The organism is Peribacillus sp. NPDC096447 (genome assembly GCF_044762725.1).
In the GTDB taxonomy this organism is placed as follows: Bacteria; Bacillota; Bacilli; order Bacillales; family DSM-1321; genus Peribacillus.
Map to the genome: position 1 here is coordinate 68,971 of NZ_JBIWEV010000006.1, position 24,343 is coordinate 93,313.

The 24,343-nt window shown below is 37.8% G+C and carries 28 protein-coding genes and 1 pseudogene; 25 read left to right on the forward strand and 4 right to left on the reverse strand.

Annotation, left to right across the window (positions count from 1 at the left end):
• The first annotated feature begins 136 nt into the window (after nucleotides 1–136).
• The 14 genes and pseudogenes from ACIQZD_RS19995 (at nucleotide 137) to ACIQZD_RS20060 (ending at nucleotide 8,330) form a co-directional block, all read left to right on the forward strand.
• Nucleotides 137–523 carry a type 2 periplasmic-binding domain-containing protein gene (locus tag ACIQZD_RS19995; protein ID WP_402905764.1) on the forward strand — a complete coding sequence of 129 codons (387 nt, stop codon included), beginning with the start codon at nucleotides 137–139 and terminating at the stop codon, nucleotides 521–523.
• 320 nt (nucleotides 524–843) lie between these two features.
• Nucleotides 844–1,215: a hypothetical protein gene (locus tag ACIQZD_RS20000; protein ID WP_402905766.1), complete on the forward strand. Its 372-nt coding sequence runs from the start codon at nucleotides 844–846 to the stop codon at nucleotides 1,213–1,215.
• A gap of 31 nt (nucleotides 1,216–1,246) precedes the next feature.
• Nucleotides 1,247–1,777 carry a hypothetical protein gene (locus tag ACIQZD_RS20005; protein ID WP_402905768.1) on the forward strand — a complete coding sequence of 177 codons (531 nt, stop codon included), beginning with the start codon at nucleotides 1,247–1,249 and terminating at the stop codon, nucleotides 1,775–1,777.
• A 16-nt stretch (nucleotides 1,778–1,793) separates the two neighbouring features.
• Nucleotides 1,794–2,228, forward strand: coding sequence for a hypothetical protein (locus tag ACIQZD_RS20010; RefSeq protein ID WP_402905770.1), 435 nt, complete (start codon nucleotides 1,794–1,796; stop codon nucleotides 2,226–2,228).
• A gap of 577 nt (nucleotides 2,229–2,805) precedes the next feature.
• Nucleotides 2,806–3,750 (forward strand): hypothetical protein, encoded by a 945-nt coding sequence (locus ACIQZD_RS20015; protein ID WP_402905772.1) that lies wholly within the window; start codon nucleotides 2,806–2,808, stop codon nucleotides 3,748–3,750.
• Nucleotides 3,751–3,761: 11 nt separating this feature from the next.
• Nucleotides 3,762–4,013 (forward strand): hypothetical protein, encoded by a 252-nt coding sequence (locus tag ACIQZD_RS20020; RefSeq protein ID WP_402905774.1) that lies wholly within the window; start codon nucleotides 3,762–3,764, stop codon nucleotides 4,011–4,013.
• Nucleotides 4,014–4,739: 726 nt separating this feature from the next.
• A pseudogene (locus tag ACIQZD_RS20025) lies at nucleotides 4,740–5,042 on the forward strand (recombinase family protein); the annotation flags it as partial.
• 127 nt (nucleotides 5,043–5,169) lie between these two features.
• Nucleotides 5,170–5,556 (forward strand): hypothetical protein, encoded by a 387-nt coding sequence (locus ACIQZD_RS20030; protein WP_402905776.1) that lies wholly within the window; start codon nucleotides 5,170–5,172, stop codon nucleotides 5,554–5,556.
• 136 nt (nucleotides 5,557–5,692) lie between these two features.
• The gene (locus ACIQZD_RS20035; protein WP_402905778.1) at nucleotides 5,693–6,118 is read left to right on the forward strand and encodes a hypothetical protein; all 426 of its coding nucleotides are present in this window, start codon (nucleotides 5,693–5,695) and stop codon (nucleotides 6,116–6,118) included.
• A gap of 110 nt (nucleotides 6,119–6,228) precedes the next feature.
• On the forward strand, nucleotides 6,229–6,396 hold the full coding sequence (locus tag ACIQZD_RS20040) for a hypothetical protein (protein WP_402905780.1): 168 nt from the start codon (nucleotides 6,229–6,231) through the stop codon (nucleotides 6,394–6,396).
• A gap of 129 nt (nucleotides 6,397–6,525) precedes the next feature.
• On the forward strand, nucleotides 6,526–7,011 hold the full coding sequence (locus tag ACIQZD_RS20045) for a hypothetical protein (RefSeq protein WP_402905782.1): 486 nt from the start codon (nucleotides 6,526–6,528) through the stop codon (nucleotides 7,009–7,011).
• A gap of 145 nt (nucleotides 7,012–7,156) precedes the next feature.
• Entirely contained in the window at nucleotides 7,157–7,486 is a 330-nt protein-coding gene (locus ACIQZD_RS20050; protein WP_402905784.1) for a hypothetical protein, read from the forward strand.
• A 121-nt stretch (nucleotides 7,487–7,607) separates the two neighbouring features.
• Nucleotides 7,608–7,994, forward strand: coding sequence for a hypothetical protein (locus ACIQZD_RS20055; protein WP_402905786.1), 387 nt, complete (start codon nucleotides 7,608–7,610; stop codon nucleotides 7,992–7,994).
• A gap of 144 nt (nucleotides 7,995–8,138) precedes the next feature.
• On the forward strand, nucleotides 8,139–8,330 hold the full coding sequence (locus tag ACIQZD_RS20060; RefSeq protein ID WP_402905788.1) for a hypothetical protein: 192 nt from the start codon (nucleotides 8,139–8,141) through the stop codon (nucleotides 8,328–8,330).
• 438 nt (nucleotides 8,331–8,768) lie between these two features.
• Here ACIQZD_RS20060 and ACIQZD_RS20065 read toward each other — a convergent pair whose 3' ends face one another.
• The gene (locus ACIQZD_RS20065; protein ID WP_402905790.1) at nucleotides 8,769–10,025 is read right to left on the reverse strand and encodes a DUF445 domain-containing protein; all 1,257 of its coding nucleotides are present in this window, start codon (nucleotides 10,023–10,025) and stop codon (nucleotides 8,769–8,771) included.
• 325 nt (nucleotides 10,026–10,350) lie between these two features.
• Between ACIQZD_RS20065 and ACIQZD_RS20070 the strand changes: the two genes are divergently transcribed.
• The 4 genes from ACIQZD_RS20070 (at nucleotide 10,351) to ACIQZD_RS20085 (ending at nucleotide 14,284) form a co-directional block, all read left to right on the forward strand.
• On the forward strand, nucleotides 10,351–11,028 hold the full coding sequence (locus tag ACIQZD_RS20070; RefSeq protein WP_402905792.1) for a response regulator transcription factor: 678 nt from the start codon (nucleotides 10,351–10,353) through the stop codon (nucleotides 11,026–11,028).
• A complete protein-coding gene (locus ACIQZD_RS20075) occupies nucleotides 11,025–12,404 on the forward strand; it encodes a sensor histidine kinase (protein WP_402905794.1) in 1,380 nt (459 codons plus the stop codon). Before ACIQZD_RS20070 ends, ACIQZD_RS20075 begins: the two co-directional genes overlap by 4 nt.
• 99 nt (nucleotides 12,405–12,503) lie before the next feature.
• Nucleotides 12,504–13,610 (forward strand): ABC transporter permease, encoded by a 1,107-nt coding sequence (locus tag ACIQZD_RS20080; RefSeq protein WP_402905796.1) that lies wholly within the window; start codon nucleotides 12,504–12,506, stop codon nucleotides 13,608–13,610.
• Nucleotides 13,607–14,284 (forward strand): ABC transporter ATP-binding protein, encoded by a 678-nt coding sequence (locus ACIQZD_RS20085; RefSeq protein WP_402905798.1) that lies wholly within the window; start codon nucleotides 13,607–13,609, stop codon nucleotides 14,282–14,284. The genes ACIQZD_RS20080 and ACIQZD_RS20085 overlap by 4 nt, the downstream gene beginning before the upstream one ends.
• A gap of 179 nt (nucleotides 14,285–14,463) precedes the next feature.
• Here the strand turns inward: ACIQZD_RS20085 and bioC are convergent, their stop codons facing one another.
• Genes bioC through bioF form a run of 3 tightly spaced genes read right to left on the reverse strand, consistent with a single transcriptional unit; the run spans nucleotide 14,464 to nucleotide 17,220 of the window.
• Nucleotides 14,464–15,285, reverse strand: a complete 822-nt coding sequence (gene bioC / locus ACIQZD_RS20090; RefSeq protein WP_402905800.1) for a malonyl-ACP O-methyltransferase BioC — start codon at nucleotides 15,283–15,285, stop codon at nucleotides 14,464–14,466.
• Nucleotides 15,275–16,024 carry an alpha/beta fold hydrolase gene (locus ACIQZD_RS20095; protein ID WP_402905802.1) on the reverse strand — a complete coding sequence of 250 codons (750 nt, stop codon included), beginning with the start codon at nucleotides 16,022–16,024 and terminating at the stop codon, nucleotides 15,275–15,277. The genes bioC and ACIQZD_RS20095 overlap by 11 nt, the downstream gene beginning before the upstream one ends.
• Nucleotides 16,021–17,220, reverse strand: a complete 1,200-nt coding sequence (gene bioF, locus ACIQZD_RS20100; RefSeq protein WP_402905804.1) for an 8-amino-7-oxononanoate synthase — start codon at nucleotides 17,218–17,220, stop codon at nucleotides 16,021–16,023. The genes ACIQZD_RS20095 and bioF overlap by 4 nt, the downstream gene beginning before the upstream one ends.
• Before the next feature lie 392 nt (nucleotides 17,221–17,612).
• Here bioF and ACIQZD_RS20105 point away from each other — a divergent pair, with 392 nt between their 5' ends.
• The 7 genes from ACIQZD_RS20105 to ACIQZD_RS20135 all read left to right on the forward strand — a co-directional run bounded on the left by ACIQZD_RS20105 (nucleotide 17,613) and on the right by ACIQZD_RS20135 (nucleotide 24,337).
• Nucleotides 17,613–18,452, forward strand: a complete 840-nt coding sequence (locus tag ACIQZD_RS20105; protein WP_101224964.1) for a YitT family protein — start codon at nucleotides 17,613–17,615, stop codon at nucleotides 18,450–18,452.
• Nucleotides 18,453–18,605: 153 nt separating this feature from the next.
• A complete protein-coding gene (locus ACIQZD_RS20110; protein WP_402905807.1) occupies nucleotides 18,606–18,791 on the forward strand; it encodes a hypothetical protein in 186 nt (61 codons plus the stop codon).
• 362 nt (nucleotides 18,792–19,153) lie between these two features.
• Nucleotides 19,154–20,443 (forward strand): ABC transporter substrate-binding protein, encoded by a 1,290-nt coding sequence (locus ACIQZD_RS20115; RefSeq protein ID WP_402905809.1) that lies wholly within the window; start codon nucleotides 19,154–19,156, stop codon nucleotides 20,441–20,443.
• Between the two features lie 167 nt (nucleotides 20,444–20,610).
• The gene (locus tag ACIQZD_RS20120; protein WP_076370709.1) at nucleotides 20,611–21,471 is read left to right on the forward strand and encodes a carbohydrate ABC transporter permease; all 861 of its coding nucleotides are present in this window, start codon (nucleotides 20,611–20,613) and stop codon (nucleotides 21,469–21,471) included.
• Nucleotides 21,471–22,289, forward strand: coding sequence for a carbohydrate ABC transporter permease (locus ACIQZD_RS20125; protein WP_101224962.1), 819 nt, complete (start codon nucleotides 21,471–21,473; stop codon nucleotides 22,287–22,289). Before ACIQZD_RS20120 ends, ACIQZD_RS20125 begins: the two co-directional genes overlap by 1 nt.
• Before the next feature lie 57 nt (nucleotides 22,290–22,346).
• Nucleotides 22,347–23,381, forward strand: coding sequence for a LacI family DNA-binding transcriptional regulator (locus ACIQZD_RS20130; RefSeq protein ID WP_402906247.1), 1,035 nt, complete (start codon nucleotides 22,347–22,349; stop codon nucleotides 23,379–23,381).
• Nucleotides 23,382–23,608: 227 nt separating this feature from the next.
• Nucleotides 23,609–24,337, forward strand: a complete 729-nt coding sequence (locus ACIQZD_RS20135; protein ID WP_402905811.1) for a ThuA domain-containing protein — start codon at nucleotides 23,609–23,611, stop codon at nucleotides 24,335–24,337.
• The last annotated feature ends 6 nt before the right edge of the window (nucleotides 24,338–24,343 follow it).

Below are 24,343 nucleotides of genomic sequence, written 5' to 3' on the forward strand. Positions count from 1 at the left end.
CATATTAAATATAAAAAAACCCCTATAAAAGACTTTTATAGGGGTTTTTTATGTCCAGAATCCAGTATATGCTATGTTAAACGGGAAGCAAGCAGTTTGAATTGGGTGATGGGAAATTAAATAATGGAGTGGAGAAATGATAAGAAAAGGTGAGTATACGATCTATAATGGGAGAGAGTATAGATTCATAGAATCTGAAAGCAAAGGCTTTATAGAATTAATAAGCAATAATAAGGAAGACATTAATTATGGATTTATCCATTATAAAGATAATATTTATACAAAAGTTATTTCCTTAAATGAAGTAGAAAAGCTATACTTAATTCATTCTTTTGCAAAATATAAAGGAGAGTTGTTTGGAGCTTCTAATGGCGAGAATGGAAAAGTTCTTCTATCAACTCCTCATTTAAAACTGGCCGAAAAGTATGGATTTGAACGTACTGATAAATATCTTTATTCTAAAAATGTTAATTTAGATGAAGTTGAAATAATAGAAGAGCGAAAACCGTTTTCGTTAGATTAAACAAATATGAAACAATCAAGAAATCTTTCGTAGTGATGCAGAAGGTCTAAGTGTATTCAAATTAAAAAATAAGAATTAATCGATCGTGATACAAATGAACCTAAAGTGGGACTATCTGATTATTTTATTTGGAATGATAACTATGACGCGAGAATGGTTACTAAAAACGAATTAGATGGAGTAAAAGGACCTTAACATAAGTTGTTAAGGTCCTTTTATTATAGTGACTGAAGGATTATAGCCTCCTCCAGAAAACCGAATACGGGATATACGGGCTCCTCGCAGCCAACGGCCTCGGTGAAGCAGTCACAGGCAAAGACATGTTCGGCAACCAGCTAACCGAGGAACAGCGCCAGAACGGGCTGTTGATGGCACTTGGCATCGGCGGTGTGGCAGGTGCTGCTAAGGTCGCTGATAAAGTAGCGGGTGGTACAAAGTTCGTCCCTTACAGCAAAGAATTTGCGCAAAAGCAGGTTCAGTACGCAAAAGCCTTCGGCAGGGAAATTGGTAAAGTGAAAGTGCCACTCCGTATTAGGGTCGATGAATTAGCTACTGCGTATGGAAACAGTTACAAGCATGTCACTTTCAATAATACGACGATTAAGGATATCGTCCAGAAGTTCGCGGTGAAGAGTAATGGTGGTAAGGGAACTGGGGCTATAAAGACTGCAAAGAGGAAAATATGCAGATAGATTAGAATATTTACACAATAAATTTGGAAAGATGACATCAGCAGAATTACATAAAGAAATTAACACTCCAAAATTAAGGAGAATGGTAAAAGATTATAGTCCCTCAAAAGTTGCTCAAAATTGGCAGGGCTCATATCCGTATGTTGGTGTTGATGATTATGTAGATAAACTGTATAAAAAAGGGGATATTTTTTATGCTGGAGAGCCCTACCCAACAGGATATTTTACTACAAAAGAAGCTATCTTAAACGCTGATAAAAATTCAAAAACCATATTTGAAGGACTACAGGTTAAACCATATTGGGAAAAGGGAATGCAAACGGCGATTTATAGAAACAAAATGGGAGCTTATGTACTAAATGTTGATATTATAGGGGGCAATGGTATAGCTAAAAATAATCCTCAATTTGGAAAAGGTGGTATGGAGCAAATTTTCATGGCCGACTTCAATGAATTATTGCACAATAACTATATAAGGAGATTAAAAAACGAAGAAATTATTTTAAATAATTCTGAAATCTCCTTTGAAGAATATAGTAAAATAATGAATTCTATTAAATGAAAATGAGGTTTTTAATTTGAATGGATTAAAAGGTGATATTTTAGTGAAAGGAACCATACTTAATGGCAATACAAATAAACAGGATTTTTGTATAAAATTTCAAAATGAACTACTATCAAGCGATATATCGAATAATATGTTTGTTTTTAAGGACGCAATTATGTTAGATGGAATTTATTTTTGGATTGTAGTTAACTTTCAGAATGGTAAAGTTTCTCGTATTGAACTCGACAATGCTGATGAAAATTTGAAAAATACTTACAATAATTGGTCTAATTATAAAGCTAAAAAAAAGAAAGAGATACATGATAAATGGGTAGAAGAGATATTAGGAAAACCAGATATTAAAAAAGGAGACTCATTAATTTATAATAGAACTTGGGGAGAAGTCACTTCATTTGAGGATAAGAAAAGTGGACAAGTAGAGATCTGGATTAGTTATAGAAAATGACACAGGAAACCGAATGTTGCTAGAATAAAATAAAACCTTGAGTGGCCAAAGCCATTCGAGGTTTTTTAATGAATTGAAATAATACTCCAATTAACGTGAAAGCCCTGGAGAGTATCAGGGATATTACTTAAATAAAGGAGGTTGGTAAACTGACACGAAATGAATATGAAAATAAGATAAAAGAGTTAGGAATAGATTTACAAGAACGTAATATCGTTATTGGAAGAAAAACTAATGTACCAATTTCAACAGGTTGTTACTTTGAAGATGGAAATTGGATATTGTATAATGTGGATGAAAGACAAAATTTTTCAATTATCGAAAAGGGTAACGAGGATCGAATTTTCAAATTTTTATATATGATAACGATGGGGAAAATAGGGAAGTAGAATTATAGGCGATTCATATAATTTGGATGCCAGACTACTTAACCAAAGCAGCAAAACCATTGCATGCCGTGGTAATATATTTAAGATTATCGAAAATGAAACCTTGAGTGGCTAAAGCCATTCAAGGTTTTTTGATGAAATTGACAGTATAATTCTTTGTATGAAAACTATGATAGTAAGCAGGTAGTTTGGAAATACTAAATGATTTTAAAAATATAGGTGAAGAAGTAGGTGAAAAAGAAATTCCTAAACGGATAAGTATGGAACAAATCTCCCACGCAGGAGGACCTAGCCTTCCCCAAGTTGTGATGGAAAAGCAGACAATTAAGGAAGCCTATCAGAAGTTTACGGTGAAGGATAGCAAAGTAGAGGGTGTTTCAGGGGAGAAGATTTCTAAGGGTACGGATGATCTTAAGTTTAAGAATGTTGGGGAGTATTTTAATAGTATCAATAATATTGGAAAACGAGATGATTTAACGAGTGAACAGAAGCTTGTAAAGATTCACGAAGCATATGCCGCATTAGAAGTAAAAGGTGATGTTACTGTTGTTAAAGGCACAAAATTCCTTCGTCCAGAAGGGTTTGGTCGAAATGGTAGAATGATTGTGGATTGGCCAGATAAAATGGGGTTTGTAGAAGAATCCATCCAGCCAATTGATAGAAATAGTCCGTTACCAGAAAGATGGGATAGAGTAGGTGGAAAAGGTGGAGAGAATTTCACCACTTTGCCTCATAATGGTATTCCATACACATATGATCAACGTGCAATACCGTATATAGAGAACCCTGCTGCAAGGCACGTTGGGAATTTTAATAATGAATCTTATTTTGAATCTATTGATGCAGTCAAAAGTGGAAATCTTGAAGAGTTAAATCGAATTGTAGTGGCCAATGGAAGAACAGCAATTTCTGATTCGGAATTTGCTGATTTTAAGGCTTATTATGACGATTTCCAAGATAGAGTACAAAAAGTTATTGGAAATACAGATACTACTTACGGAGTGAAAGGTACTGCTGCTTCCTGGACTAGTAGCTCTACAGGTGAGAAGTTAATGAATGGTGGAGCAGAACAAATTGTAACGCCATTAAATGGTGAGATGCTAGGGATTATAGGAGTTATACCTAAATATTAGGAGGGTTAGATGTGACAAAACAAGAGTTCTTAAATAGATATGAAGCTGAAAAATTAAATATTGGTGAATATATTTTGGTACTAGATACTATAACAGATGAGTCGTTAGTAATAGGTTGTGCACATGATCAAGGAGTGTGGAAAGTTTATAAAACAAGAGAGAGAGGAGGTCACTATATAATTAAAGAAATTGCTAGTGAAAATGAAGCATTTGATTTTCTTTATGAGTTAATATTAAGTAGACATAACAGAATTAATAATTAAAATTTGCATTAGATGGGAAAGTGTAAAAACACCACTTATTATTCAATTTATATTTTGCATACAGGAATGACCGAACTTGTAGCAAAACATGTACAGGTAATTGAAAACCAAAGCATATTTGAAGTGTACAAAAAAAGAAAAGGGCATTTTGAAGAATCGACTCTATGATGGTTGTACCATCATAAGCTAGTGTTTGCACCCCCATATCTCGACAAGATAAAATAAGACACACGAGCTTAGGCGAGATGACATTTTATTGTATGGCGGGTACAAAGACATGGAATGTATAGTAAACTAACGAATGCACACAAGCTCGTACGTTTTAAAGGTATTACTTGTCACGAGACACAAAAGCTGTCATACTGTTTTTACAATGCAATGAAACTTACAAACTTAAAACGAACATAGAAACTTAGAAAATATACAAACTTAAAGCACTTGATTGTCACTTATGGCAACGAGTGCTTTTTTGCGTTTTGATTTAGAAACAAGTAGGTACACGTATAATTTTATAAGTGCACTAAGTGTTAAATTTATACACTGTAATTGGCTTTATACAGTGTACGACACTACTAGAGAAAAAACGATATAAAAATTAAGGGTTGTATTATTTTTTGAAGTCATCGTACAGTACGTTTTAACGGATTTACGTTACGAACACGTTATCCGCAAAAAACGGGTAAACGTTACAGGGACTGTAATTGCTGTAACGGGAGGGAACTCAATATGAGAGAGAAAGTAGTTGGTTATGTACGAGTTTCAACAGAAGGACAAGTACGTGACGGATACAGCTTAGCGTATCAGATAGATGAAAATGAACGGTACTGTAACGAAAACGAACTACAACTATTGCATATATACGAGGATAGAGGACTGAGCAGGGCAACTGTTGATGAAAATGGATTAACGGTTGAACGTGAAGGACTACAAGAACTACTGTCAGATATGTCATATAACCAAGTGAGCTATGTTATCGTATTGAATACATCACGATTATGGCGTTCAGATATGGCAAAAGTACTGATACAATGAGAATTGAAGAAACACGAAGTAGATGTGTTTATAGGGGGTTTTTATGACCAGAGTCCAGTTTATGCAATGTTATCAGGAAGCGAAGTTATTCGCGAGATGGAAAACTAAATAATGGAGTGGGAAAATGATAAGAAAAGGTGAGTATACGATCTATAATGGAAAAGAGTATAGATTCATAGAATCTGAAAGCAAAGGCTTTATAGAACTAATAAGCAATAATAAGGAAGACATGAACTATGGACTTATCCATTATAAAGATAATATTTATACAAAAGTTATTTCCTTAAATGAAGTAGAAAAGCTATTTTTAATTCATTCTTTTGCAAAATATAAAGGAGAGTTGTTTGGAGCTTCTAATGGCGAGAATGGAAAAATTCTTCTATTAACTCCTCATTTAAAACTCGCCGAAAAGTATGGATTTGAACGTACAGATAAATATCTTTATTCTAAAAATGTAAATTTAGATGAAGTTGAAATAATAGAAGAACGAAAACCGTTTTCATTAGATTAGTTTATATATAAATCAATAAAACATATATATAGAAAAAAGAGGCTCCTAGTGTTACTAAACAATTTCAAATTAACTAAAGCTGAACATATGGAAGCGATAGGTAATGTTGATTTATTTTTGAAATGGGGATTCGATAATGAATAACTTGAATAATGGAATATTGACAATAGAGGGAATTGAAGTAAAACAAGATACAAATTTGGATTTTTTGGAGAAGTCATTTGTAACAAATCCTAATTTTGAGGTTAGGAAAAGGCAGTCTGATGAAGCAGCAACAGTTGGATCTTTAAGGCCTATACAATTGGGAAGCAAAAAATTTTCTGTTAGAATTTCTTTCGAAAAAAACATAATACAAGGAATACGTTTAAAAGTTAGTGATCCATCCATTAACCAATGGGACTATGAAGAAAAACTTTCGCAGCATGGCGAATGGCTTACAGAGCAAATTGGGTATCCAGAAGGTATATTGTCTGAAAATGTATTTGAATGGGGTAAGATTACGCAATGGTATGATCCAAGGTCATGTGATGCAGGAATCAGCATACTATATTTTCAAAGATAAAAAGAAAAAGGTGTATATCTGAATCGTGTAAGAAGATAACTCGGATTATATATTTCTTAGGTTAAGTACATAAAAGAAAATGTACATAATTAGACGGGAAGGGAATTAATTTGAAAAAGTTGGAATTGGAGAAATTATTAATTAAAGATAATGTTCCAAAAAAACTATATAGCCTTAATGGTGGACTACCTAATGAGGTACTTTGCTTAAATAAAAGAGATAATATTTTGGAAGTCTATTATAGTGAACGTGGGTTGAAATCAAATTTAGAAATTTGATACAGAAGATGATGCATGTGAATACTTTTATAAAACAGTTTTGGAACTTCTGAATTAATATTCATTCTTCAATACAAGTGACATTATAAAATATTAAATGAGATCAAGTTAGACGAGGTGAAGCGAAAGATGAAGTATGCCAAATATAATCATAAGGATTACCTCTTGAATATCCGTAACGACAGGTTAAGACTAAGAACCCATGAACCTGAACAAGGATTTCGTGAACTTGTTGATCAAACAGGGAATAAGACAAATCTATTTATCAAGGATGTGACTAAAGAAGAAGTTGATTTAGTTTATGAACTAAAGTTTTTGGTAGCTTACAAAGGTAAAGAGTTTGAGCCATATTCATTGGGCAGGCATACCTTGGATGAAAATGAGATTTCGTTATTTAGTATGGATAGTAATGATGTAGACTGCTATGAATTCGAAAAGCAAGAGCAATTTGTTTTTAAAAAGGACGTCCCTCTTGACGACATAGAATCGATTATTGAGGTGAAAAAACCAATATTAATATTTGAGGATTTACCGGAAAGCAGGAAGGTTATACCAAGGGGAGAAGTTAGAGACTATATAATGAAGCTGGATAGTTTATACAATGAAAATTCCTAAAGAAACTACTATATATAAGGGTCTAGCGACCTTATCAAGCTGGAATCTATTCAGGTGTGAAATCAAATATGTTTCAGAGTCCTTTGGGAATAAAGGATTTGGTGGATGAAGTTCCAATAAAATGACTGTAGTATGGGGGATAAACTTGGAGCAAACTTTATTAGTTATTAAAGATGCTTATGTTCGTTTGGTGAAAATAGTAACAAAAGAAAAGAATGATATAGAATATATATTACGAAAAGCTAAAGCCTCAATTGAATTAATAGATGTTTACTTATTGGATTGTGAATCAGAAGAGCAATATCGTAAAACTATGATGGAATTGAGTAGCATCTATCATGATATAAATAAACCTAGAGTGGGTTTATCTGATTATTTTATTTGGGATGATAACTATGACAAGAGAATCGTTGGTAATAACGAATTAGATGGAATAAAAGATATTTTATTAAAAGAATTTAAAAGGGACATTTAATTTTATCAAGAGTATTTCCCGCTAATAAAAGACTTTAACATAAGTTGAAATGATTGTTTCCCGATGACTGAAATGCAATTTAATTTTGATGATAAATACTTACCTCAAAATGGAGGAACCTATGATAAGAAAAGGAAAGTATGCAATGCATAATGGTAGCGAGTATAGTTTTAGTCTACTGGAAGATAAGTCTATAAGGTTAATAAGTCATAAACCAGCTGATCTATCACAAGGTTTCAAACATTTAGATGAAAATATTTATATAAAAAATGTTTCTGTAGAAGAGGTAGGAAATTTCTTTAAGATAAATTCAAAGGCAATATATAAGAGAGAGATGTTTCGAGCATCTGAAGAAAGAAAAACTGGAAAAGTATTGTTGGCTACAACAAACACTGAACTTGCTAAAAAGATGGGGTTTGAACGAACCGATAAATATATGTACTCCAAATCTGTGGAATGGGACGAAGTGGAGATAATCGAGGAGAGAGAGCCCTATTCGTTAGATTAATTTCCTCATTTAAAGCGCCTACATAAAGTAAAAGCGATTATTCCTTCAATAAGTGGGTATATAGTATTGAGCGGTCTTTCATTTAATATCTAGCACTAAGTTTTCTTTATGTTTAATAAGGAGAATTTGGTGGGAGGTGATTAAATGAGGAAAGCCTATGGTATAAAAAGTTTAATGATTTACTTTGAGTCGGTAAATTATCCAATTACCGAAGAGGAAATCAATGATCTAATATTAAATAAAAAGATACCCCATCTCAGACCCATCGATAATTTGCTGATTTTTAATTTAGATCATATTGATGGCTGGCTTAGTGATCAGCAATTCAAGCCTTAGTTAATTGAAGCCCTTCTTTAAGTGGGGCTTTGATTAATATGTTGTACAAAAGGAAAAGCTAGCCAAGGTGTTTCTTGTAAACCTTGGCTAGCTTTATGTTTAAAAAAGGCTCTTTCGTAAAGATTGTTGTTTTTAAAACGAAACGATTTAAGGTTGATTGGAGCGGAAGTGCGAGACTCCTGCGGGAGCAGCGGGACAGGTGAGACCCCACAGGCGTTCACGCCGAGGAGGCTCACCGCCCGCCCCGTGGAAAGCGAGCATCTGGAGGGGAAATCAACCACACCGCATTATTTGGTAAATAGCAACAAAGTATGCGAAAACAGCCTTAAAAAAAGAGGGCCCTGCATATTAACGGCATACTAATTGTAACGAATCAGTCCCAGTTGATTTGGTAGCGACAGTATCCTGCCGTTACCAAATCGCCTGAAGGTGCCTGGATTATAATAGCCTAAGCAGAGCCTGTGCACCTGTTAGGATAATACCTATGATAAAACCACAGACCGCCCCGTTCACCCGAATCCATTGTAAGTCTTTTCCTACACCATTTTCCATCATATCAATCAGCGTTTCATTGTCTAGCTTATCTAAGTTTTCTTGTACAAGATTGCCGATCTGCGTATGATTTTTTTCAATGAGAACAGTAATTTGTTTCTGTATCCAATTATCGATGTGGGTGCTATTTTCTTTTATGTTGTCCAGTACGTGATGAATCATTGGAGTCAGATAAGTATCCATGAAATGTTCATCTTCGACGAAATCCAATGCTTCTTGTTGAATTTGTTGTAGACTTCCCGTTATTGTCGCCTCAGGCTCCCATTTTGTCAGAAGTTGATTTTTCCATTTTTCAACTCCTTCCAACAGTTCCCGGTTATGGTTAATGCCTTGTATCTCTTTCCGGATATATAAGATTAAAGCCTCTCTATTTGGTTCTTCCTCGTTTTGTAAATTATTTACGACACTTAATAACAGGTTTTGGATGATATTCCCAAGTTTCTCTTCATTAAGTAGGCTCTGAATGGATTTAACGGCAAACTGAAGCATACCTTCCAGTTCAATCTTGCTTAGTACATCCATGGAAACAGTGCCAAGTCGCTGACTAGTTTGTTTTTTTCCTAACCAATCTTCAGCTTTTTTCAAAACATGATCCAAAGCCTTCTTATCAAACTCTTCGTTAAGTAACTGTGAACTTACTAAATGTAGAATCTTGCTCATGTCTATGTTAGAAAGTGATGTTTTAATTTTTTTTGCAACGAAAGGTGTAATCTTTTCTATATCTATATAACCAATCATTTGCTTGATCAGTTTAATCAGGACCTTTCTAAAAGTATCACTTTGAATCTCTTTTACTAAAATAGGGATCAATTTTTCAGTAAAAGGAATATGTTTTACTTTGTCCTGAATACTTTCCTTAGAAAGCCAGTCGTTTTTTAACATCGAAACAAGTGCATTTGTCATTCTTTTACGATTGTTCGGCAAAAGGGCTGTATGGGGGATTGGTAATCCAAGCGGATGGCGGAATAATGCAGTGACTGCAAACCAATCTGCCAATCCGCCGACTAAACCAGCCTCAAACCCTCCATGTAATAAATCCAGCGGCAACGTACCTTGAAATGGAGTGGTTGCAATATAACCCGCCCCCATGATAATTAGTGAATATCTAGCTATTTTTCTTGACGATTTTATTTTTGGTGACATTATATTCTCTCATCCTTAAAATGAAATTCAATTACTATTAATGAATCATCCATATGTTTAATGTCTTACTTTTATCTAGTAGTAGTATAGCAGGTAGTTCAAAAAAATACTCCCAACAAAGACAGTAAGTTCATTTATTGGGGAATGGGAAAATCACTTATTAAGTAATGAAACTTTAAAAAATGCATTTCAATATGAATCGAAATTATTGGAAAACTAATTTATAAGGGCCGGAAAATGAATTAGTATTTGTTGTTTTACAGGTTTAATTATTGCTATTGTATGTTTAGCCAGAGCCTATAAAAGAAGTGGAGATGTGGTTTCTTTGATACATATTTTAATTGCGGATGATGATCGGCATATTCGGGAGTTGCTTAAATTCCACTTGGAAAAGGAAGGGTACATGGTATCGGAAGCGAAGGACGGTAATGAAGCTTCCTTGTTACTGGAGAAGGAACGGATCCATCTGGCTGTTGTCGATATTATGATGCCGTATAAAAACGGACTGGATCTTTGTAAGGAAATCCGGGATCAATATGATCTGCCCGTCATTTTATTGACAGCTAAAGATCAACTTATCGATAAGGAAAAGGGGTACTTTGCAGGTACGGATGATTACCTAGTAAAGCCGTTTGAGCCAAGGGAACTTTTATTTCGGATAAAAGCGCTATTGCGAAGGTACCGTATGGTGAATTCTGAATCCATCTCATTGAATCAAACTGTGATTGACCGTAAAAGTTACGAAGTGCGAATAAGGGGGAATACGCTGCTCCTGCCGCTTAAGGAATTTGAGCTGCTGGCTCAGCTGGGGAGTTTTCCTGATCAGGTCTTTACGCGTGAGCAGCTTATTGAACTGGTGTGGGGTGCTGATTTTGAAGGGGATGATCGAACGGTTGATGTCCATATTAAACGGTTGAGGGAACGTTTTGCCGGGCGGACCGATGACTTTGTCATAACGACTGTCCGTGGCTTAGGTTATAAACTGGAGGTCAACAAGAAGTGAAAACACTTTATTTCAGGATAGTTATTCAAACCATTTTGATCATGGTGCTAGCCAGTGTCATCGCTTTTTTAATTTCCAATGTCTATTATCATCAGGTTCAAAAACCCAACAATGGTGAGAAGATAAGCAAAGTCGCAAGTGAGATCGTCTCCTTATATGAGGAGAATCCTGATCAGGATATTGATGGGTATTTAAATCATATTGCAGGTTTGCACTATCAAATGTATCTATTTAATGAGCAGGGTGAAGGAACTTTATATGGTGAGCCGTTTCGGGAAACGAGTTTGGATCGCGACACGATTTCCGGAGTTTTGAATGGAAATACCTATCAAGGGATCGCCAATTATAATAATGGGTTATTTATTACCGGTTTTTTTGAAGATGTTTTAATTAATAGCATTGGGGTCCCGTTAAACGTAAATGGCGAAAAGCATGCATTGTTTGTAAGGCCGAATATAGAGCTGCAGTTTGGTGAATTTCGCTTTTTCCTAGCGGTTTTGCTCGTACTGACGCTACTTCTTAGTTTTTTATTTGTGATCATTAATACGCGTTTCATCGTGAAGCCGATTACGAAATTAACGGAAGCTACAAAAAGAATCGCCGATGGGGATTATAGTAGTGAATTGAATGTCTCCCGAAGAGATGAAATAGGGGACTTGGCACAGCATTTCTCGAAAATGACTCAAAGCATACAGCGGTTAGATGATATGAGGCAGGAGTTCGTATCGAATGTATCTCATGAAATTCAATCTCCGCTTGCATCCATCCAAGGTTTTTCTCAAACCCTTCAATCGGAGGAATTAACAAAAGAACAAAGAAATCAGTACTTGTCCATCATTGAAAAAGAAAGCAGGCGCATGTCGTCGTTAAGCAAACAGCTGCTCATGCTTGCTTCGTTGGATAAAGTAGATGATCCGCTGCAACGGTCAAATTTTGATTTAGCGCAGCAAATCCGGCAGGTGTTGTTCATGCTGGAATGGAGTTGGCGGGAAAAAGATATGGTGATCGAAATGGATTTGCCGTCAACTGTCATTTCTGCAGATGAGAAACTTTTAAATCAAGTTTGGACGAATTTGATAACCAATAGCATTAAATACTCGGAAAGCGGCAGTTCGATCAATATTCGGATTAAAAGAATAGGCAGTACTGTTGAAGTGATGATCGCGGATACGGGCATGGGAATTCCAGAAGAAGACCTCCCTTATATCCTTGATCGCTTTTATAAAGTCGACAAAGGGAGGAATAGGAGTGAAACAGGCAGCGGATTAGGACTTTCGATTACGAAGAAGACGGTTGATCTTCATGGAGGAACGATCGAAGTTCAAAGCGAACTTGGTAAAGGGACCACTTTTTATATACGGCTGCCCCTTATGTAATCAGTTGTTCATCTTCCATTCATATTGATTGTTTACAATCGAGTCATACCGATTGAAGCAGGACTTGATTGGTAAACAAAAGAAAAGGGAGATGAAATGATGTTTTTGGCAATACGTGAACTAAAGCATTCAAAGTTACGTTATCTGCTGATTGGACTGATCATGGTATTGGTCGCTTTGCTTGTTTTTATCATTTCAGGATTAGCTAATGGACTTTCATCAGATAATGCTTCATCCATACAAAACATGAAAGCCGACTATTTCGTTATGGAGCATGACTCTAAAAATAAATTGAACCGATCCATCATATCCATGGAAAAGCTAGATGAAATCCGGGCTTTATCGGATGTTAAAGCAGCCGAAGGTCTGGGGCAAATGATGATCACATTGAATAAAATCGGATCATCTGAGAAAACGGATGTCACCATTTTTGCGACCGATGCCAGTGGGATACTAGCACCGAAGGTCATAGAAGGAACGAGCTATGACAATAAGAAACAAGGTGAAGTCGTTGCAGATCGTTCTTTAAAAGAAGTGGGTTATAAATTGGGTGATTCACTTAAAGATGACCTATCAGGTAAGGTTTTCACCATTGTTGGTTTTACTGAAAAGCAGTCTTATAGCCATTCACCGGCAGTTTACATGAATGTTAAGGGGTGGCAGGAGATTAATCCTGGATTGAAAAGTCAAGGAAAAGACTCAATCAGCGCAATAGCCGTGCAAATGGATTCGAAGGCAGAAGAGAATGTACGTGAATCATTGCCTGAAGGAGTAACGCTCATTTCGAAAGAAGAATCACTTCAGAGTATACCAGGGTTCAAAGAGGAACAGGGTACATTGACGATGATGATTGCCTTCTTGTTTGTCATTGCAGCATTCGTTTTGGCTGTATTCTTTTATGTGATTACGTTGCAGAAGACGAATCAATTTGGAGTCCTTAAAGCACTCGGGGCCAATACGGGTTACCTGGCAAAAAGTATCGTTGGTCAAGTAATGCTGCTTGCCGTGACATGCATAGCCATCAGTGTTGCACTGACATATGGCGTCACTTTAATCATGCCAGAAGGAATGCCATTCGTATTGAGTACCGATTTGGTCATTAAATATTCCGTATTACTTTTGGTTGTATCCGTATTGGGTTCGCTGCTATCTCTATACCGAGTAGCGAAGATAGATGCAATCGAAGCAATAGGGAAGGTATCATGATGAGGGATAAACTATTATTTGAAAACGTCAGTAAGACTTATGGGGAAGGCGATAATAAGGTGATAGCCCTTGATAATATTTCCCTGAATGTGAGAGCGGGGGAATTCGTCGCCATCGTGGGTCCTTCAGGCTCAGGAAAAAGTACTTTTCTTTCAATAGCGGGAGCGTTACTATCTCCGAGCGAAGGCCGCTTGCTGCTGAATGATGAAGATATAACAACACTAACACCAAAGGAATTGACTAGGGTTCGCCTTGAAAAGATCGGATTTGTATTCCAATCGTCGAATCTTGTGCCATATCTCACCGTACGAGATCAGCTTCTGCTACTTTCTGAACTGATTGGCAAGCGAGATAAAAAAACTGTGAAAAAAGCGGACGAATTGCTTAGCCACCTTGGACTTGGACATCGGGCTGATCACCTGCCAGAAGCACTGTCGGGAGGTGAGCGGCAGCGTGTAGCCATCGCCCGTTCTCTGATGAATGATCCAGAAATCATTTTAGCGGATGAACCAACCGCAAGTCTTGATTCCAAAAGAGGCAGGGATGTTGTTGAAATGCTTGCACATGAGGTGAAATCAAGAAATAAAGCGGCCATCATGGTAACGCACGATGAAAGAATGTTAGATTTATGTGATCGAGTGGTCAATATTACAGATGGCAAGGTATTTGGATGAAGTTATACGTAAAAGGCCGCTGCCTCTCCCAAGGAATTAGGAGTGGCGGCGGCCTGAATTGCTTGAAGGGGAACCTGGTTAATCGACAGTAGGCGATTGGAATACTAGTCGTTACTTTATATAAACGATTTGCAATTATGTATAATATTTTGCTTGTATCCCAGATGGTTATCTTCGGATTAATCATGTTTTTTTATGTTAAAAAACAAGCAGTGATAGGTTGCTTTCACACCTGATTCATTTCGGTATTCTGAGTCGTATATGTCGATTAACTCTCGAAAAAAGGAAGGGCGCTGGCAGTAGTTTTCTTTGTTGCTGTTAGCAGCACCGATCTTTTTAATTGAAGTGAAAAATTCACGTACTGTCTGAAAGTACTCCAGTTCAAGCTTTTCTTTTTTTGTAATCTCGATTGGAACTGCTGATGAATAGGGCATTGCTGCTTCACAAATCTGGGATAATTCTTCTAGAGTGTAAAACATTTGGCCTGGTGAACTATCCATGGAAAGTTGAAGCCTTTCTTTCGCATGTTCATATGACCTATGAAGCTCTTGAAATGTATCTATTCCGAACGTTGAAAATATCAGGCTTCCTTCAGCCGTTAATCGTGTACACAGTTTTTCAAGGGTTGCAGGAAGATCATTCAGCCATTGAAACGTTGCATTGGAAATAATCAAGTCGTAATTTTCATTTAGCGCCATTTCTTCGATATCCGTACATAAAAATGTAACACGGTCTTCCTTTGTCATTCCTTTCGCAACTTCAACCATTCCTGGTGCAATATCAACAGCCGTAATGGCGGCATTAGGGAATGTTTTGACGAGTAACCTGGTTAAGTAACCAGTGCCGCAGCCAATTTCAAGAATATTGATTCTATGATTGGTGTTTTTTTGAGGAAGCAAATCCACTAATTGTTTTGCCATGTTTTTTTGAACATTGGCATACGCATCATATGTTTTCGCGTGTTCACTGAACCGCTTGCTTAACAATCGTTTATCTATCATGAACGTACTCCTTTTGAATAAATGTTTTTATATGCTCCATACATTCCTGTGGTTTTGTGAAAAATGGAATATGACCAGCGCCTTCAATAATATGAAGCTCGGCTTTCCCACCCAGATTTTCTTTAATGAAGGAGGAGGCTTCAAGTGGACAAATTTTGTCTTCCCTCCCATGAAGCAATATAAAGGGGGCTTCAATCCGGTCGAGTCTTGCTCTAGCATCTTTCTGAAGTAAATAATCCAGACCAATCAGAAGCGAAAACACATCATCTCCATGAAACTCGCGTTGAATTGTCTTGATGAATTGATGATAAAAACCTGCTTCTTTTTCAGCATCGGAAAACATCGCTTCATAGAAAGAAGTCAAAGTCTTCTCTTTATTGCGCTGCAGTTGTTTCTTCATGCGCTCGACCATTCGTGGATCCCAGCCAAATGAATAATTTTCTCCTGTGGTGAACCGACTAGTTGCGCCAAAAAGGATAAAACCGTTTATTTTTTCTCGAAACGAACTTGAAAGTTCAAGTGATACTAGTGATCCTAATGACCAGCTCAGTAAATAAACAGGACCATCGAGGGAAGTGATTGTTTCTATGACTCGTTCTTCAAAGTCAGTTAGTACTTTCATATCTCTCCAATCTATAAATGAAAGGTGAAATAGTTCTGACAGCGGTTGGATTAACGGTTGAAACGCCTCTTTTTCCATTCCCCAGCCAGGAAGCACGACTAAATTCGGCTGTTTCATTCAACAACACCCATTTCTTTTCCAATGATTGAAACTTTTTGAATTGCCCAATCAAGATCCTTTTTATCGTGGAGAGCTGTTACGGTAAACCGGATTCTCGCTTCATTTTCAGGAACGGTCGGCGGCCTGACTGCAATAGCTGCAATTCCTTCTTTCTGCAAACGTGCAGCAAATTCCATCGCTTTTTCGTTTTCCCCGATGACGATAGGAACAATTTGTGATCGGCTTCCGCAAATATTAAACCCGTAATATGTGAGTTCTTGTCTAAAGTGTTCTGAGTGTGTTTGGAGCAGTGAGCGGCGTTCTGGTTCTTGCTGCACAAGTTCAATCGCTGTTTTTATAGCACCGAGTATGGCCGGGGGAAGTGCAGTTGAATATATGAATCCGCGCATGCGATTTTTTAAATAGTCGATGAGCCATTTTTTCCCGACAACATAGGCCCCGAATGAACCGAGCGCTTTACTGAATGTACCCATTTGGATATCTATTTTATTTTGAAGATGAAGATGACCGGCATAGCCTTCACCATTTTTACCGTAGATACCGCTTCCGTGTGCTTCATCTGTCATTAACAGTGCGTTATAACGTTCCTTTAACCGAACAAGGTCTTCAAGAAAAGCGAAGTCACCATCCATACTGAAGACCGTATCCGTCACGATTAATTTACGTGCTTCAATCGGTGATTTTTTCAAAAATGCTTCTAAATGATCTAAATCATTATGACGATAGCGTATATGCTTTGCACGGCTTAAAAGAGCTCCATCGACAATGCTTGCATGATTCAATTTATCGCTATAAATAATATCGTTACGGGACAGCAAGGTGGAGATTATTCCAAGGTTCGCGTTATAGCCACTGTTGATGATGAGTCCTGCTTCGGCTTTCTTCCAATTGACAAGAGCTTGTTCCGCCTGCTCGTAAAGAGGATGATTGCCAACAATTAAACGTGAAGCCGTTGCTCCTGCACCATATGTATGTACTGCATCAACCATTGCCTTTTTCAGCCGCTCATCTCCTGCATATCCTAAATAGTTATTAGAAGCTAAATTAAGCATCCTGCACCCGTTGATTGTAAGCCAAGGCTGCTCGGCGCATACGGTTGATACGAGTTCACGCTTTTGCGAAATCTCTTCTAAATGAGCCAGTTCTTTTTTTATTTTTTCTTCCCAACCAGGTAATTGTTTTTCACTGTGCATGGCCATTCTCCTTTTTATATGTCAACTAAAATTAATATAGGTTGACATATAAAACATTCTAATCATGACTCAATGAAACTGTCAAGCTTTGAAAAGGAGCATGATAATAAATTAATAATCCATTAATCTCGGAGAAATCAAGGGTTGATCCAAGCCAGGAACATTTAAGGAGAATCGGGCAGCGGCTTTGTTAAGCTAAGTATAAAAAAGCTTAGTGAAAATAGTGACTTTGTATGTATTAAGCTCGTTCATTGAAGATAATCTAATTTCCAAGGTAGTCTTTTTGTTAAACCTTCAAATCTTTGAAGGATTAAATGGAATTCCATGTTACTATAGAGCAGTGAAATTTAACAGAATTCACATTAACCATTACATAAAGGAAGGGTATAAATATGAAAAAGATTTCTTTGGATGTTTTCTTTATATTAATAGGAGCTTTTATTTTCGCTTTGGCAATAAATCTTTTCGTCATTCCCAATGAGCTTGGTGAGGGAGGAGTCACGGGGATAACGATCATTTTGTTTTATCTTTTTGAATGGTCACCAGGGCTGTTAAGTTTGATCATTAACGCTTTCCTGCTCATTGTCGGTTATAAATTTTTGTCGAAATTAACAACGGTATATACAATCGTAGCCGTTGCATTTAATTCACTTTTCCTTCATTTAACCGAAAGTTGGACGATATCTTCAGATGAATTGGTCATCAATGCGATATTTGGCGGGGTTTTTGCCGGTGCAGGAATTGGCATGATCATTCGTGTTGGGGGCACTACTGCCGGTACGACGATCCTGGCCCGAATTACGAATAAGTATTTGGGATGGAGCTTAAGCTATGGACTTCTGTTTTTCGATTTAATCGTTGCGTTCTCATCTTATTTCATCATTGGTGCAGAAGGTCTGATGCTCACTATCCTTATGCTTTATATTGGAACAAAAACGATGGAATTCATCATTGAGGGATTGAACCCGAAAAAGGCGATTACCATCATTTCAAAAGAAGCGGACCAGATTGCAAAGCAAGTAACCGAATTGATGGACCGGGGTGTCACTGTTTTTAGCGGCCATGGATACTATACAAAGGCATCCAAGGATATTTTATATATCGTTATAAGTAAGCAAGAGGTGCTAAAGTTAAAGAGAATAGTGCAGTCAACGGATAGCAATGCTTTTATAGCCATACATGACGTTCGGGACGTCTTTGGTGAAGGATTCCTGGATATCTCGAAGTCCTGATGATAATAAGGTATAAGCGAAATGAAAAGGCCTAATAGGCTTTTTTATTTTGCATTGCAAAAAATCTGTAAATTCAGAATAATTTGTTATATTATGTAAGTAAGAAACCACACACCCTGAGGAGTGCAGCCATTAAATGTGGAGGTGTGCAAGATGATCCTTTTAAAAGTGGATGACAGAAAGTTTGGGAAAAGCAATATCAAGTACAGTGTCGTTGATAAGGAAACGGATGAATTGATCATTAGCGGTGTGTTTAAGGAATTTGGACAAGCAAGCGATAAATATTATGAATTGAAGGATGAATACGGTCCTTCCAATGTGAAGATGATATTGAAATGAAAAGAGGGGACCGACGGGTTTCCCTTTTTTTCGTATAATGCCAGGAATGAAAATGGCCCGTACAATAAATAATCGGATAAAGGAATAATCAAAGGTTTCTGAATCATATAATTAGATTAAGAGAGTTCTTAACATCCTTTTTTTACAATATACTACAATTTTATTGTAAAGTATGGAATTTGGTGGTAATATAAAGCGCATAAATGTAAACGTTTGCAACATTTTTTTGTGAGGAGGTGATGTAAAAGAAGTACGCTAGACTATGAATTTTATAGAATGAATGGTTTTTATTTTACTAATTTTATGCAAACGTTTTCTTAAAATTGCATGAATATTATGAGAAAAAGGGAGAGTGGGTAGGCATGAGGCGTAAAAAATGGTACGGAGGAATTCTTACTGTTTTATTAATTTTTAGTGTGTTTTTGGCTGGATGCTCTTCTTCAACTGGCGGAAACAGCGACTCAAAGGATGTCGTGACGCTCGATATATTTCAATTCAAGGTAGAATTCAAGTCGCAATTCGAGACATTGGCAAAACAATATGAAAAAGAAAATCCAAATGTGAAGATCAAGGTATCGACAGTCGGGGGCGGAAATGATTATAAATCTGCCATAACGGCAAAGTTCGCTTCAGGTGAGGAGCCAGCGGTTTTTAACATTGGCGGACCGGTAGATGTCGCACAATATAAAGATAGATTAACAGATTTAAAGGACACGAAGGCTGCTGCTGCAGCGCTTGACGGTACTTTGGATGGCGTGGAAGAGGACGGGCAAGTCCTTGGACTTCCATTTAACCAGGAAGGATACGGCTTGATTTATAACAAACGGATATTTAAAGAAGCCGGAGTTAATCCTGATGAAATTACAAGTTATGAAGCCTTAGAAGCGGCAGTTAAGAAAATCGATTCACAAAAAGACAAATTGAAAATCGATGCAGTGTTCGCATATCCGGTAAAAGAGAAGTGGGTGACAGGAAACCATTTATCCAATGTATTCTTATCACCGGAGTTTGATGGGAATGTGTTAGAAGCAAGTAAGGCACCAACGGTTAAATTCACGGATGGTGACAAGTTTAAACAATTGGTCGATATCCAAAATGAGTATTCCGTCCAGCCGACAGCAAGTCTTGATTACTCCCAACAAGTGGAGGAGTTGTTCTCGCTTGAAAAGGTTGCGATCATTCAGCAAGGTAACTGGGTGTATAACACAGTCTATGATATGGACCCTGAGTTAGCTGAAAAGGGAATTGGCATCATCCCGATTCCAAATGGAGACAATGCAGGCATGCCGGTCGGTGTACCGAACTATTGGGCAGTGAACAAGAAATCGGATGAAAAGGTACAGGAAGCAGCGAAGAAGTTCCTCGACTGGATGTATACATCCGAAGCAGGGAAAAAAGCCGTTTTGGAAGATTTTAAATTCATTCCTGCTTATGAAGGATATGATGTAGAAAAAATTTCCGATCCAATTTCAAAAGAAATTTATAAATACTCCCAAGAAGGAAATACGATTGGGTGGGTGTTCAATGGATATCCGGTCGGTTGGAATGATGATCTTGGTGCAAGTGTCCAAAAATACGTAACTGGTAAATTGACTTGGGAGGAACTTGTCCAACAGAACATTGAAAATTGGGAGAAGATTCATAGCAAATAAGTGTTGGGAAATGCAAGTGACCAATCGGCATGAAAAATGTGTCGATTGGTTGTTCCTTATTATAGAAAAGCCGCTGAGGGAATTTACCTCAACAAGGGATTCATCAAATAACACAGTCATGATCTAAACCCATTAACTATTAAATCATTTCAAGGAGGTCGGTTTCGTTGAGAAATCGGGATGCCGCATATTGGCTGTTTTTGACACCTGTTCTTGCTGCACTCATTTTGGTTGTGATCGTGCCGCTCATCTACGGATTTTATTATTCCTTTACGAACTGGAACGGTTTAGGGACTCCGGATTTCATTGGTCTTAAGAATTATATGGACTTGTTTACGGATAAAGGGTTCCTTGATACATTTTGGTTCACCATTAAATTTTCCGTAGCGGCAATTGTAGTTATCAATATCATCGGATTAAGTTTGGCCCTCATCGTGACTTCGAAAATTAAATCAAGCAACATATTGCGGACAGTTTTCTTTATGCCCAATTTAATTGGCGGCTTGATTCTCGGCTTTATTTGGCAGTTCATTTTTATTAAGGTCTTCGGTGCGATTGGTGATTTGACTGGGATCGAAGCATTTAATGGATGGTTATCAACGACAGATACAGGTTTTTGGGGATTGATCATTTTAACGTCTTGGCAGATGGCCGGATATATCATGATCATTTATATTGCCTATCTGCAGGCTGTTCCTGAAGACTTGATAGAAGCGGCAAAAATTGACGGAGCGAACAGCTTCCAGCGTTTTCGCCATATAACTTTTCCACTAGTGGCACCTGCTTTTACCGTCAGTTTGTTTTTGACGCTTTCCCACTCGTTCAAGATCTATGATCAAAATCTTTCTTTGACGAATGGAGCTCCCTATAATTCAACTGAAATGGTTGCGATGAACATTGTAAAATCCGCCTTCACCGAAAACGATATGGCATATGCACAGGCAAAAGCCGTTATCTTTTTCGTAATCGTGGCGGTCGTTTCGCTGACACAAGTCTATTTCAATAAAAAAAGGGAGGTTGAGCTGTAATGAGGGGAAAATGGAAATTGTGGCTGATTGGATTCATCGGATTCATTTTGGCCATATTATGGCTCACTCCGTTTTATTTAATGCTTGTCAATGCTTTTAAAATGAAACGGGATATATTTGCCGATACACTGGGACTGCCTGAAACCTGGACATTCGAAAACTTCACTCAAGCTTTCGAGCAATTGGATTTCCTCCGGACTTTATTCAATTCTTTATTGATATCGGGCGTCAGCGTAGTCATCATCATCATCTTTTCTGCGATGGCAGCATACGCTCTTTCCCGAAACAAAAGTAAAATAAGTTCCCTGCTTTTCTTTGTGTTTGTAGCAGCAATGCTGATCCCGTTTCAGTCTGTGATGATACCGCTCGTTGCCCAATTCGGACAGCTGGGGATGTTGAACAAGGCCGGACTGATTTTCATGTATTTAGGTTTTGGCTGCAGTCTTTCCATATTCCTTTATCATGGTACTTTAAAAGGGATTCCCCTCTCACTTGATGAGGCAGCAAAGATTGATGGTGCAAACCGCTTTCAAGTATTTTGGTATATCATATTTCCATTATTAAAACCGATGTCCATTACAGTTGGGATCTTAAATGTCATTTGGATATGGAACGACTATTTGCTGCCATCCCTTGTTATTGGCGGTGCAGGATCGGAGACCATCCCACTTAAATTATTCTTCTTTTTCGGTCAATATACGAAGCAATGGCATCTTGCCTTGGCTGGACTTACTTTATCCATCATTCCAGTCATCATTGCGTACTTTTTTGCTCAGAGGCAAATTATCAAAGGAATTGCAGATGGAGCAGTTAAATAACTATTTAAATATAGGGAATATTAAACCATGTGCGGTGAACGGGGAGTGTTGATGAATTTGTCTGTTACTATAAAAGACGTTGCCAAAAAAGCAAATGTCGCTCCATCAACGGTATCGCGTGTAATCCATAACAGCCCGACAATCAGTGAAAAGACAAAGCGTAAAGTACGCAAGGTATTAAAGGAAATGGGCTATCATATGAATGAAAATGCCCGGAACTTAGTCACGAAGTCAACTAAGGCCATTGGGATCGTCATGAAAAGTTCGGCAAGGGAATCACTTTATAATCCCTTTTTTCCAGAAGTGATCCGAGGCATCGGGGATTTCTGTAATAAAGAAGGGTACAGTCTTTCTCTGACAACCGGCGAGACGGAGGATGCGATCTTTGAGGATGTCGTGAAAATGGTTCAGGGCAGAAGAGTGGATGGCATGATTGTTTTGTACTCTAAAAAGGACGATAAAGTGGTGCCGTATTTATTAAAGCAGGGCTTCCCGTTCGTTTTGATCGGGAAGCCAAGTACGAACATGAGCGGAATCACGTTCATTGATAACGATAATGTTCAGGCGGCCAGGGAAGTATCGGAGTTTGTAATAAGTCTTGGCCATGAGCGAATCGCCTTTTTAGGGGGCAGTCCCGAGTTTGAGGTGATCCAGGACCGCTTGACAGGTTTTCAACAAGCGATGGAACAGGCCGGGCTGGATGTGCGGCAGGAATATATCAAATTGATTCCTTTAAATCGAACGGATGGAATAAAGGCCATTGACGAATTGGTGGAATTGAAAGAGGCACCAACCGCATTTTTGGTTATGGATCTTTTATTGGGTGTTCTCTTGCTTGGAGTGTTAGCTGAAAAGAACTTGAAAGTGCCACAGCAAATAAGCGTCGTCTGTTTTAACCACTCAGAATTCATAGAATTTTTAAGTACGCCGCTGACAACGGTTGATATCCATACGTACCAGTTAGGGTATGAGGCGGCAAAATGCGTGTTCGATCTAATTGCAAATCCGGAAATGATGGAAAAGAGTATCAGTATTCCTACCAAAATCATAAAGCGGGAGTCGCATTTTGTTGCCGAAAAGGAAATTAAATGAAAAATGTAGAAATGTTTTACCAATTAAAGCTTGATTTTTGCTAACATAAATTTACAATATAGATTATCACTATTTTTTTTGAAAATTCATACTTACTGAAGTCAATAAGTATGTTCTTATATTTTGATCACACCTAACGCAAACGTTTGCGTTACGGATAAAGAGGTAATAGTTAAACATGCAAAGCAGCTTGCTGTGAAATGATTCTTGAATGGAGGAGGTTGTTCATGAGAGTCCTGGTATGGAATGAGTTTCGCCACGAGAAAACAAAGCCTGAAGTAGCCGAAGTATACCCAGATGGTATCCATGGTGCAATTGCTAGCTTTTTGCAAAGTGAGCAAGTCGAGGTGAGGACCGCTACTCTCGATGAAGAAGAGCATGGATTAACCGAAGAAGCACTGGAACGAACCGATGTACTTCTTTGGTGGGGGCATGTTGCACATGATGAAGTTCAGGATGAAATCATAGCAAGGGTCCACAAGCGAGTACTCGAGGGCATGGGTCTCATCGTCCTTCATTCCGGTCATTTTTCAAAAATCTTCAAACGGCTTATGGGCACGACTTGCGATTTGAAATGGCGGGTCGCGGATGAAAAGGAACGGCTTTGGGTTGTCGATCCCAGTCATCCTATCGTTGATGGAATCGGTGAATATATAGAGCTTGAGAAGGAAGAGATGTACGGGGAACATTTTGATATTCCTGCACCAGATCAATTAATATTCGTCAGTTGGTTTGAAGGCGGGGAGGTATTCAGAAGCGGCTGCACGTATCAGCGGGGAAAAGGGAGGATTTTCTATTTCCGTCCAGGTCATGAAACATATCCTACTTTCCATAATCCGGAGATTCAACGAGTAATTAAGAATGCCGTTGATTGGGTCAAGCCGGAATCTGGAATCGTAACGAACTATGGGAAAGCCGAACCGTTGGAATCCATCTCAGGCAAAGAGATGAAGTGAAGGAGA

Coding starts and splice junctions, on each gene's coding strand:
- ACIQZD_RS20085 (WP_402905798.1), top strand. CDS start 13,607: ATGATGAGGGATAAACTATTATTTGAAAACGTCAGTAAGACTTATGGG.
- ACIQZD_RS20115 (WP_402905809.1), top strand. CDS start 19,154: ATGAGGCGTAAAAAATGGTACGGAGGAATTCTTACTGTTTTATTAATT.
- ACIQZD_RS20095 (WP_402905802.1), bottom strand. CDS start 16,024: ATGAAACAGCCGAATTTAGTCGTGCTTCCTGGCTGGGGAATGGAAAAA.
- ACIQZD_RS20000 (WP_402905766.1), top strand. CDS start 844: ATGTTCGGCAACCAGCTAACCGAGGAACAGCGCCAGAACGGGCTGTTG.
- bioC (WP_402905800.1), bottom strand. CDS start 15,285: ATGATAGATAAACGATTGTTAAGCAAGCGGTTCAGTGAACACGCGAAA.
- ACIQZD_RS20065 (WP_402905790.1), bottom strand. CDS start 10,025: ATGTCACCAAAAATAAAATCGTCAAGAAAAATAGCTAGATATTCACTA.
- ACIQZD_RS20005 (WP_402905768.1), top strand. CDS start 1,247: ATGACATCAGCAGAATTACATAAAGAAATTAACACTCCAAAATTAAGG.
- ACIQZD_RS20035 (WP_402905778.1), top strand. CDS start 5,693: ATGAATAACTTGAATAATGGAATATTGACAATAGAGGGAATTGAAGTA.
- ACIQZD_RS20060 (WP_402905788.1), top strand. CDS start 8,139: ATGAGGAAAGCCTATGGTATAAAAAGTTTAATGATTTACTTTGAGTCG.
- ACIQZD_RS20045 (WP_402905782.1), top strand. CDS start 6,526: ATGAAGTATGCCAAATATAATCATAAGGATTACCTCTTGAATATCCGT.
- ACIQZD_RS20110 (WP_402905807.1), top strand. CDS start 18,606: ATGATCCTTTTAAAAGTGGATGACAGAAAGTTTGGGAAAAGCAATATC.
- ACIQZD_RS20080 (WP_402905796.1), top strand. CDS start 12,504: ATGTTTTTGGCAATACGTGAACTAAAGCATTCAAAGTTACGTTATCTG.
- ACIQZD_RS19995 (WP_402905764.1), top strand. CDS start 137: ATGATAAGAAAAGGTGAGTATACGATCTATAATGGGAGAGAGTATAGA.
- ACIQZD_RS20125 (WP_101224962.1), top strand. CDS start 21,471: ATGAGGGGAAAATGGAAATTGTGGCTGATTGGATTCATCGGATTCATT.
- ACIQZD_RS20135 (WP_402905811.1), top strand. CDS start 23,609: ATGAGAGTCCTGGTATGGAATGAGTTTCGCCACGAGAAAACAAAGCCT.
- ACIQZD_RS20105 (WP_101224964.1), top strand. CDS start 17,613: ATGAAAAAGATTTCTTTGGATGTTTTCTTTATATTAATAGGAGCTTTT.
- bioF (WP_402905804.1), bottom strand. CDS start 17,220: ATGCACAGTGAAAAACAATTACCTGGTTGGGAAGAAAAAATAAAAAAA.
- ACIQZD_RS20055 (WP_402905786.1), top strand. CDS start 7,608: ATGATAAGAAAAGGAAAGTATGCAATGCATAATGGTAGCGAGTATAGT.
- ACIQZD_RS20030 (WP_402905776.1), top strand. CDS start 5,170: ATGATAAGAAAAGGTGAGTATACGATCTATAATGGAAAAGAGTATAGA.